The following is a 9,575-nucleotide window of genomic DNA, read 5'->3' as shown; positions in this document are numbered from 1 at the left end:
GGCGGCGGGTGAAGGGGCGGGGGAGGGAGAGGTTCACGAAGCCCTCGGCCTGCATGGCGGCGAAGCCGATGCGGGGGAGGTCGCGGCTGGTGCGGTAGACGACGAAGCGGGGTTCCCAGCGGGGCCGGAACTTGGCGTTGAACTTGTAGAGGGACTCGATCTGGAACCAGCGGGAGAGGAAGACGAGGAGTCCGCGCCAGAGGCGGAGGACGGGTCCGGCGCCGATCTTCTCGCCGCGGGCGAGGGCGGCGCGGAACATGGCGAAGTTGAGGGAGACGCGGGCGATGCCGAGGGCGGGGGAGGCCTGGAGGGCGGCGACGATGAGGAGCTCGTTCATGCCGGGGTCGGCGGAGCGGTCGCGGCGCATGAGTTCGAGGGACATGCCGTCGCGGCCCCAGGGGACGAAGTGGATGATCGCCTTGAGGTCGCCGTAGGGGGTCTCCGTGCCGTCCTCGTCCTCTTTGTGGGCGGTCGCTATCACCGCGTCGCCGTCGCCGGGGGCGCCGATGCGGCCGAGGGCCATGGAGAAGCCGCGTTCGGTGTCGGTGCCGCGCCAGTCGGCGGCGGCGCGGCGGACGCGTTCGAGTTCGGCGTCGTCGAGGTCACGGACGCGGCGGACGCGGGTGGTGTAGCCGTTGCGCTCGATGCGCTTGACCATCTGGCGGACGTTGCGCATGGCCCGGCCGGAGAGGGAGAAATCCGCGACGTCGACGACCGCCTCGTCGCCGAGTTCGAGGGCGTCGAGGCCGGTCTCGCGGGTCCAGACCTGGCCGCCGGTCTCGGAGCAGCCCATGACGGCGGGGGTCCAGGAGTGGATCTTGGCTTCGTCCATGAAGCGTTCGATGGCGCCGGGCCAGGCCTCGACGTCGCCGATGGGGTCGCCGCTGGCGAGCATGACGCCGGAGACGACGCGGTAGCAGACGGCGGCCTTGCCGCTGGGGGAGAAGATGACGCCCTTGTCGCGGCGGAGGGCGAAGTGGCCGAGGGAGTCGCGGCCGCCGTGCTGGTCGAGGAGGGCGCGCAGCCGGGTCTCGTCGTCGTCGGTGAGGCGGGCGGCGGGGTGTTCGGGGCGGAAGGCCAGGTAGATGGTGGTGAGGGCGGTGAGCATGCCGAGGGCGCCGAGGGAGTAGCCGACGGTCCAGTCGACGTCGTGGGTGTAGGCGACGGGGCCTTCGACGCCGAAGAGTCCGTACAGGACGTGTTCGAGGCGGTCGGTGAGGCTGGGGCTGCCGACGACGCGGCGCGGGTGGGCGCTGACGATGACGAGGCCGAGGGCGAGGGAGCCGGCGCCCATGACGACGAAGTTGGCGAGGGCGCGCCAGCGGCTGCGGGGGTCGGGGAGGGCGGCGAATTCGGCGCGGTGGCGGATCAGGAGGGCGAGGAGGGCGAGGGAGAGGAGGGAGCCGAGGACCGAGTGGCGCCAGACGAACTGGGCGGTGGCGCCGAGGGGGAGGAGGACGACGGCGGCGCGCCAGGCGCGGCGCTTGTGGCGCTTGAGGCCGTGGGCGAGGAGCAGGAGGAGGATGCCGGCGCTCAGGGAGAGGGCGGCGGAGAGGGGGCCGAGGGTGCCGGGGAGGACTTCGGCGACGGCGTGGACGCGGCTGGCGCGGAAGCGGGGGAAGACTCCGGCGGCGATGTCGAGGAGGCCGACGAGGGTGCAGGCCGTGCCGACGAGCGAGGGGACCTTCTCGGGCCGGGGGCCGCGGAGGATCCGGCGTGCTCGAACCGGAACCAATCCTCTTTTGTCCCCATCTACCGTGACAGACATGGTTTCCCGTACTTCCCGTGGTCCTGCGCAGGGTCTCTGACTCCGGTCGGGCCCTGCGGCGCGTTCGGCGGGCCGTTCCGGCTGGTGCGCCTTCTAGGACGGCGCCGTACGGGGCCGGGTTCATCGGTTCACGGGAAATTCTCGGAAAGAAGGTTCGGTCGACTCATGGGTCTCACCAGTACCAAGGTCCTCGTGCTGGCGGTCGTGGTGGCCGTGGTGCTGTTCCTGGCCACGGTCCTGCTGTGGCCGCGGCTCGCGCGCGGCGGGTGGCGGTCGGTCGCGGGCCGGGTGGGTCTGCTGCTCGTGACGCAGGTGACGCTGTTCGCGGCGGTGGGCCTGGCGGCGAACCGGTCGTTCCTCTTCTACGGCTCGTGGGCCGATCTGTTCGGCCAGGAGCAGGAGATGGGGGTGGTCGTCGACCACGAGGCCGGTTCGAAGGACCTGCGGGTGGTGGGGACGCGGGCGACGGACGTGCCGGGCGGCGGGCGTCCGGAGGTCGGCGGGCAGATCCAGAAGGTCGTGGTGGCGGGGGAGCGGTCGGGGATCGTCTCGTCGGCCTACGTGTACCTGCCGCCGGAGTACTTCCAGGAGCGGTACGCGAAGCGGACGTTCCCGGCGTCGGTGGTGCTCACGGGGTATCCGGGGACGGCGGAGAACCTGATCAAGGGGTTGAAGTACCCGAAGACGGCGTACGAGCAGGCGAAGCAGGGGCGGATGCAGCCGATGGTCCTGGTGATGCTGCGTCCGACGGTGGCGCCGCCGCGGGACACCGAGTGCGTGGACGTGCCGGGAGGTCCGCAGACGGAGACGTTCTTCGCGCAGGATCTGCCGGAGGCGGTCTCGGGGGCGTACCGGGTGGGGACGAAGCCCCGGAACTGGGGCTTCATGGGGAACTCGACGGGGGCGTACTGCGCGCTGAAGATCGCGCTGCACCATCCGGACCGGTTCGCGGCGGGGGCGGGTTTCTCGGCGTACTACCGGGCGGCGGAGGACGTGACGACCGGTGACCTGTTCCGGGGCGACGACCGGCTGCGCAAGCGGGCGGACCTGCTGTGGAGCCTGGACCACCTGCCGCAGGGGAGGTCGTCGTTCCTGGTGACGACGTCGAAGAGGGGCGAGGACAACCTGAGGGGGACGCGGGAGTTCGTCCGGAAGGTGAAGAGCCCGGCGGAGGTCTCGTCGATCGTGCTGGACAGCGGCGGCCACAACTTCAACACGTGGAACCGGGAGATCCCGCCGGGGCTCGTGTGGATGGGCGGGAAGCTCAGCGCGGGCTGACGTCCTCCTCCCGGGGGACCGTGGCCCGGCGCAGCGCGCGGTGGACGCCGGCCGGGGTGAGGACGCCGAGGGGGGCGCCGTCGGGGCCGGTGACGGTGAGGCGTCCGGTGTCGTGCTGGAGGAGGGCCGCGAGCGCCTCCTTGAGGGACGTGCCGAGGGGTACGGGGTCGGGGGCGCCGTCCTCGCCGCCGGGGCCCGTGCCGCCGGGGCCCGTGCCGCCGGGGCCCGTGCCGTCGGGGCCTCCGGCCGGTACGGGGTCGAGGTCGGCCTCCGTGACGGGGGTGACGGCCAGCCGTTTGAGGCCGCGGTCGCTGCCGACGAAGTCCGCGACGTACGGGGTGGCGGGGGAGCCGAGGACGGTGGCGGGGGCGTCGAACTGCTCGATGCGGCCCTGGCCGTAGACGGCCATGCGGTCGCCCATGCGGACGGCCTCCTCGATGTCGTGGGTGACGAGGAGGACGGTCTTGCGGACGGTGGCCTGGAGGGCGAGGAACTCGTTCTGGAGGCGTTCGCGGACGACGGGGTCGACGGCGCCGAAGGGCTCGTCCATGAGGAGGACGGGCGGGTCGGCGGCGAGGGCGCGGGCGACGCCGACGCGCTGGCGCTGGCCGCCGGAGAGCTGGGCGGGGTAGCGGGAGCCGTACGTGGCCGGGTCGAGGCCGACGAGGTCGAGGAGTTCGGCGGCCCGCGCGCGTGCCGCCGATTTCTTCCAGCCGAGGAGGGAGGGGACGGTCGCGGTGTTGTCGAGGACGGTGCGGTGGGGGAAGAGGCCGACCTGCTGGATGACGTAGCCGATCTTGCGGCGCAGGGCGACCGGGTCGACGCCGGCGATGTCCTCGCCGTCGACGAGGACGCGTCCCGAGGTCGGTTCGACGAGCCGGTTCACCATCATCATGGTGGTCGTCTTGCCGCAGCCGGACGGGCCGACCAGGGTGACGAGTTCGCCCTCGGCGACCTCGAAGGAGAGGTCGTCCACGGCGGTGGTGCCGTCGTCGTACCGCTTGGTCACGTGCTCGAACCGGATCATGGTTCCCCATTCTGGCCCCTGGGCGGCGGGGGTGTGTGAAGGGCGTGTTGCCGCATTGTGGCGGATCCCGGGGATTGTCGGTGGCGGGGGTTAGGGTCGTCCACACAAGCGTTCGGGTAGGTGGAGACCCGGGGGGAGGGACGATGAGCGCGCCGAACTGTCTGGTCACGAACGACTGGATCTGCGGGGAGTACCTCCGCACCCGCCGTGAGGAGTTGACGGAGGCACTGCTCCAGCATGTGGGAATCACGGCCGCCTCCGTGCTGATCGCGCTCGCCGTCGCGGTGCCGCTGGCGCTGCTCGTCCGGGCCAGGCCCCGGTTCGCGGGCCCGGTCCTCGGACTGACCACGCTGCTCTACACGGTCCCGTCGCTCGCGATGTTCTCGCTGCTGCTGCCGTTCTTCGGGCTCTCGGCGGCGCTCGTGGTGACCGGCCTCGTGCTGTACGCCCTGACGATCCTCGTGCGGAACACGCTGGCGGGGCTCGCCGCCGTGCCCGCCGAGACGCGGGAGGCGGCCCGGGGCATGGGGTACGGCTCGCTGCGGCTGCTGTGGGCGGTCGAACTGCCCTTGGCGCTGCCGGTCCTGATGGCCGGCGTGCGGATGGCGACGGTGTCCACGATCGCGCTGACGACGATCGGTTCGGTCGTCGGGCGCGGCGGCCTGGGCAACCTCGTCGAGGACGCCCTGCCGACCTTCTTCAAGGCGCAGGTGCTCGCCGCCTCGGTGCTGTGCGTGCTGCTCGCCGTCGTCGCCGACCTGCTGCTCCTGGGCCTCCAGCGGCTGTTGACGCCCTGGGCCCGCATACGGACCGCGCCGGGAGGTGGGTGAGGTGGGGGTCGTGACGGACGCCTGGGGCTGGCTCACCACCGGCGCGCACTGGACGGGGGACGGCGGCATAGGGCAGCGGCTCGCCGAGCACGTGTACGTGAGCGGGCTCGCGCTCCTGATCGCCGCGGCGCTCGCGCTGCCGCCGGGCCTGTGGCTGGGCCACCTGGGCCGGGGCGGGGCGCTCGCGGTGAACGTGTCGAACGTGGGGCGGGCGGTGCCCGTCTTCGCGGTCCTGGCCCTGTTCATGGTGTCGCCCCTGCGGAACGCCGGATACGTGCCGACCGTGGTGGCCCTGGTGCTGTTCGCGATGCCCCCGCTCCTCACCAACGCGTACGTGGGGGTGCGGGAGGTGGACCGGGCCGCGGTGCGGGCCGCGCGGGGCATGGGGATGACGGGCGGGCAGGTCTTCCTGCGGGTGGAACTGCCGCTGGCCCGGCCGGTGGTGATGACCGGCGTCCGCTCGGCCGCGGTGCAGGTGGTCGCCACGGCCACGGTCGCGGCGATGGTCGGCCAGGGCGGTCTCGGCCGGATCATCACGGCCGGGTTCGCCACGTACGACACGGGGCAGGTGGTGGCGGGCGCCGTGCTCGTGGCGCTGCTCGCCCTCCTGGTGGAGGGCGTGCTCGCCGGTGCCGACCGGCTCCTGCCGGGGCCGGGACGCGGTCCGGGCCGGGGGCACGCGCGCGTGCCGAAGAACAGAACGATCTGACGAAGCCGAGTGGATGGGTGATCTCGTGAACAGGGTCTCGCGTATCGCGGGCGCGCTGCTGGGTACGGCGGCGCTGACCGCCGCCCTCGCGGCGTGCGGCGGTGACAGCCTGGAGGACGGCAAGAAGAACGGCTCCGGGAGCTCCGGTGGCTCGGGGGGCTCCGGAGGCGGGTCCAAGGGCTCGCTGGTGGTCGGCGCGGCCGCCTTCACCGAGGCCAAGGTCCTCGCCGAGCTGTACGCCCAGTCGCTGCGGGACGCCGGATACTCCGTCTCGATCACCACCGTGAAGAATCGCGAGCTGTACGAGCCCTCCCTGGAGAAGGGCGAGATCGACGTCGTCCCGGAATACGCGGCGACGATCGCGGAATTCCTCAACGCGAAGGTGAACGGGCCGAAGGCGCCCGAGGAGAAGCCGGTCGCCTCGGGCGACGCGGCGGCCACGGTCGAGGCGCTGCGGAAGCTCGCCGAGCCGCGCGGTCTGAAGGTGCTCGCGGTCGGAGAGGCGGTCGACCAGAACGCCTTCGCGGTGTCGAGGGAATTCGCCGAGAAGAACAAGCTGACGACGCTTTCCGATCTCGGCGCCTCCAAGATCAAGGTGAAGATCGCCGCCGGTGACGAATGCGCGGTGCGTCCCTTCTGCGCCCCCGGCCTGAAGAAGGCGTACGGGATCGACGTGGCCGGGATCGACCCCAAGGGCGTCGGCACCCCGCAGGCCAAGCAGGCCGTCAAGGACGGGGTGGACCAGCTGGTCCTGACGACCACCACGGACGCCACGATCGAGAACTACGGGCTGGTCTTCCTCGCCGACGACAAGAAGCTCCAGAACGCCGACAACGTGCTGCCCGTGGTCAACGCCGAGGACGCCGGTTCTCCCGAGATAGCCGCCGCCCTGGACAAGATCACCAAGGTGTTGACCACAGCGGATCTCGCCGAACTCAACCGCAAGGTGGATGCCGAGCGGGCGAAGCCGGAGGACGTCGCCAAGGACTATCTGACGACGAAGGGGCTGCTCAAGAAGTAGGCGTGGGGCGGGGGGAGTCGGCCCGAAACGGAACCGGAACGGTCGATATCCACTTCCGGTGGCGAGAAGTGGCCAAGAGATTGCCGGGCCGACCCCCCACATGACGCCTACGCACGGTAAATTTCAGGCCATGCCACGTGGACGCCACCGCCATTCCCCGCCTCTGCACAAGCTGCTGCCGCCCTCCGCGGTGGCCGGCGCCGCGGTCGTGTGCGCCGCGGCCGCCTGGCTGCCCGGAGACCTGGTGGTCGTACGGCTGCTGACCGCCGCCGCGGCGGCCGCGGCCGTCACCGGCGCCGTCCTCATGCGCAGTTGGGACCGGAGCGCCGGACTGCGGGTCGCCGAGACCGAGCGGGCGCGCGCCGCCGACCAGTGGAAGGCCGAGGAACGGGTCGCCGAACTGGAGTCCGACCTCGACGAGTCCCGCGCGCTGCGCTCCCGGCTCGACGCCAAGCTCCGCGCCAAGCGCGTGGAGCTCGCCGGACTGCGCGGCGAGCACGCCGACCTGCTCCGCCGCTACGCCACCGCCGAGACCGAGCGGGCCAGCGCGCTGGAGGGCCGCCGCGTCCTCGCCCTGGAGAGCGCGGGCAACGGCGACGCCAAGGCCCTCCCGGCCGCCGGCTCCACGCCCACCCCCGAGGCGTTCCGCCGCGCCGCCCAGGCCCTGCGCGACCTCCCGCGCAACGCCGCGGCCCAGCAGGCCCGCCGCACCGCCGAGGCCGCCCGCGCCCGCGACCTGGCCGAGCGCGCCCGGGAGACGGAGGAACCGCAGGGGAAGCACGCGGCGGCCGCCGGGACCGAGCAGCACACCCGGCCGGCCGCCCCCGCCCCCGCGCTCCCGCCCGCACCCGCGCCCGTGGCGATCGCGGCCGCGATCGTCCCGTACGCCTCCCGCAGGCCCGTCCCGCGCCCCGAGGGCGGCTTCGACTTCTTCGGCACGCAGAAGACGGCGGACGCCATCGAGGCCGTGCAGCACACGGACCTCGCCGACGTCGTGGGCGAGGAGGTCCTGGCCGCCGAGACCGAGCGGACCGGCGCCCCGGCCCTCGCCCCGGTCACCGGCCCCGCCCCCGTGCCGCCGCGGACGATCGGACACGTCATCGACCTGACCGCGCACGACGAGACGGAACAGCTCGACCTGGCGGAGCTGCGCGGGGCCGTGAACTCGTGACGCACCGCCTCGCCGACTTCCCGGCCGGCGAGGTCGCCCGCCGCCGGGACGAACTGCTCGCCCTGTGCGCCCAGGCCTTCTGCGGCGCCCCCTGGCACGAGCCGCCGCTCGGCGCCGTACGGACCGTGGAGCGGCTGCTCGGCTCGGCGGCCGGGCGGCCCGACTTCCGGGCCGTCGCCGCGTTCGGCCCCGACGGCGAGCTCCGGGGCTTCGCGGCCGGCTGGACCGACACCGTCCTGACCGGCCGGGAACCCGCCTTCGAACTCGCCGAACTCGTCGTCGCCCCCGCCCACCAGGGCCTCGGCACCGGCCGCGCCCTCCACGACGCGATCCTCGCGGCCCCGGCCCCGGGGTCACGCCTTCTGATGACCCTCGACGTACCGGAGTTGACCAAGCGGTACGAGGGCTGGGGCTGGACCGTCGTCGACCGGCGCACGCCCGGCACGTCGGGACGCGCGTACGCGGTGATGCGCCGCGAGGACGGATAGCGGCGGGTTCCGTCCGTCGATACGGACAGCGGCGGGTCCTACCCGTCGATACGGACAGCCGCGGGACCTACTTGTCGATGTCGCCGACGACGAAGAAGAGCGAGCCCAGGATCGCCACCATGTCGGCGACCAGCGTCCCCGGCAGCAGTTCGGCGAGCGCCTGGATGTTGTTGAACGAGGCCGAGCGCAGCTTCAGCCGGTACGGGGTCTTCTCGCCCTTCGACACCAGGTAGTAGCCGTTCACGCCGAGCGGGTTCTCGGTCCACGCGTACGTGTGGCCCTCCGGCGCCTTCAGCACCTTGGGCAGCCGCTGGTTGACCGGCCCCGGCGCCAGCTCCTCCATCCGGTCCAGACAGGCGTCCGCCAGGTCCAGGGAGTTGTGCGTCTGCTCCAGGAGGCACTCGAACCGGGCGAGGCAGTCGCCCTCCTCCCGCACCGCCACCCGCAGGACGTCCGCCAGCTCCCCGTACGCGAGGTACGGCTCGTCGCGGCGCAGGTCGAAGTCGACGCCCGAGGCGCGGGCGATCGGCCCCGACACCCCGTACGCGTGGACCGCCTCCCGCGACAGGACCCCGATCCCGCGCGTGCGGCCCCGGAAGATCTCGTTGCCGAGGACGAGCCGGTCGTACACGTCCATCCGCGACCGCACGTCCGCGACGGCCCGCCGCGCCCGCCCCGTCCACCCGGCCGGCAGGTCCTCCTTGAGGCCGCCGACCCGGTTGAACATGTAGTGCATCCGGCCGCCGGACGCCTCCTCCATCACCGCCTGGAGCTCCTCGCGCTCCCGGAAGGCGTGGAAGACCGGGGTGATCCCGCCCAGTTCGAGGGGGTACGAGCCGAGGAACATGAGGTGGTTGAGGACCCGGTTCAGCTCGGCGAGGAGCGTACGGGTCCACACCGCGCGCTCCGGGACCTCCATGCCCAGCATCCGCTCGACGGCCATCACCACGCCCAGCTCGCTGGAGAAGGCGGACAGCCAGTCGTGGCGGTTGGCCAGCATGACGATCTGCCGGTAGTCCCGCGCCTCGAAGAGCTTCTCGGCCCCCCGGTGCATGTAGCCGACCACCGGCTCGGCCGACCGGATCACCTCGCCGTCCAGGACGAGCCGGAGCCGGAGCACGCCGTGGGTCGAGGGGTGCTGCGGCCCGATGTTCAGCACCATGTCGGTGCTCTCCGCCGCGCCGCCGATTCCGACCGTCGTCTCCGTCATGCGGCCAGTATCTCCCGTACGGGACGCACCCCTAAGGCCCCCGCACCCCTGAGGCCCCCGCACCCCTGAGGCC

General features: G+C 72.7%; 9 protein-coding genes. 6 read left to right on the top strand and 3 right to left on the bottom strand.

Going from position 1 to position 9,575, the window contains the following annotated elements; all coding sequences use genetic code 11:
* A partial coding sequence (locus tag ADL08_RS06740) for a phosphatidylglycerol lysyltransferase domain-containing protein (protein WP_199836964.1) occupies positions 1 to 1,768 on the bottom strand: 1,768 nt, incomplete at its 3' end.
* 165 nt (positions 1,769 to 1,933) lie between these two features.
* Here ADL08_RS06740 and ADL08_RS06735 point away from each other — a divergent pair.
* The gene (locus ADL08_RS06735) at positions 1,934 to 3,046 is read left to right on the top strand and encodes an alpha/beta hydrolase (protein WP_053641140.1); all 1,113 of its coding nucleotides are present in this window, start codon (positions 1,934 to 1,936) and stop codon (positions 3,044 to 3,046) included.
* On the opposite strand, the gene ADL08_RS06730 is transcribed toward ADL08_RS06735, so the two are convergent.
* A complete protein-coding gene (locus ADL08_RS06730; protein WP_053641139.1) occupies positions 3,033 to 4,073 on the bottom strand; it encodes an ABC transporter ATP-binding protein in 1,041 nt (346 codons plus the stop codon). The genes ADL08_RS06735 and ADL08_RS06730 overlap by 14 nt on opposite strands.
* 143 nt (positions 4,074 to 4,216) lie before the next feature.
* Here ADL08_RS06730 and ADL08_RS06725 point away from each other — a divergent pair, with 143 nt between their 5' ends.
* From ADL08_RS06725 to ADL08_RS06705, 5 genes are all read left to right on the top strand, one after another.
* Positions 4,217 to 4,903: an ABC transporter permease gene (locus ADL08_RS06725; RefSeq protein WP_053641138.1), complete on the top strand. Its 687-nt coding sequence runs from the start codon at positions 4,217 to 4,219 to the stop codon at positions 4,901 to 4,903.
* Between the two features lies 1 nt (position 4,904).
* Entirely contained in the window at positions 4,905 to 5,612 is a 708-nt protein-coding gene (locus ADL08_RS06720; RefSeq protein WP_053641137.1) for an ABC transporter permease, read from the top strand.
* Between the two features lie 13 nt (positions 5,613 to 5,625).
* Positions 5,626 to 6,633: an ABC transporter substrate-binding protein gene (locus tag ADL08_RS06715; RefSeq protein ID WP_053641136.1), complete on the top strand. Its 1,008-nt coding sequence runs from the start codon at positions 5,626 to 5,628 to the stop codon at positions 6,631 to 6,633.
* A gap of 130 nt (positions 6,634 to 6,763) precedes the next feature.
* On the top strand, positions 6,764 to 7,804 hold the full coding sequence (locus ADL08_RS06710; RefSeq protein ID WP_053641135.1) for a hypothetical protein: 1,041 nt from the start codon (positions 6,764 to 6,766) through the stop codon (positions 7,802 to 7,804).
* Positions 7,801 to 8,292 (top strand): GNAT family N-acetyltransferase, encoded by a 492-nt coding sequence (locus tag ADL08_RS06705; RefSeq protein WP_053641134.1) that lies wholly within the window; start codon positions 7,801 to 7,803, stop codon positions 8,290 to 8,292. Before ADL08_RS06710 ends, ADL08_RS06705 begins: the two co-directional genes overlap by 4 nt.
* Before the next feature lie 67 nt (positions 8,293 to 8,359).
* Here the strand turns inward: ADL08_RS06705 and ADL08_RS06700 are convergent, their stop codons facing one another.
* Positions 8,360 to 9,502, bottom strand: coding sequence for an NADH-quinone oxidoreductase subunit D (locus ADL08_RS06700; protein ID WP_053641133.1), 1,143 nt, complete (start codon positions 9,500 to 9,502; stop codon positions 8,360 to 8,362).
* Positions 9,503 to 9,575: the final 73 nt, after the last annotated feature.

This window comes from Streptomyces sp. NRRL F-6492 (assembly GCF_001280125.1).
Lineage (GTDB): Bacteria > Actinomycetota > Actinomycetes > Streptomycetales > Streptomycetaceae > Streptomyces.
Note: the sequence above shows the minus strand (reverse complement) of the source record. Positions and strands in the feature narration are given on the sequence as shown.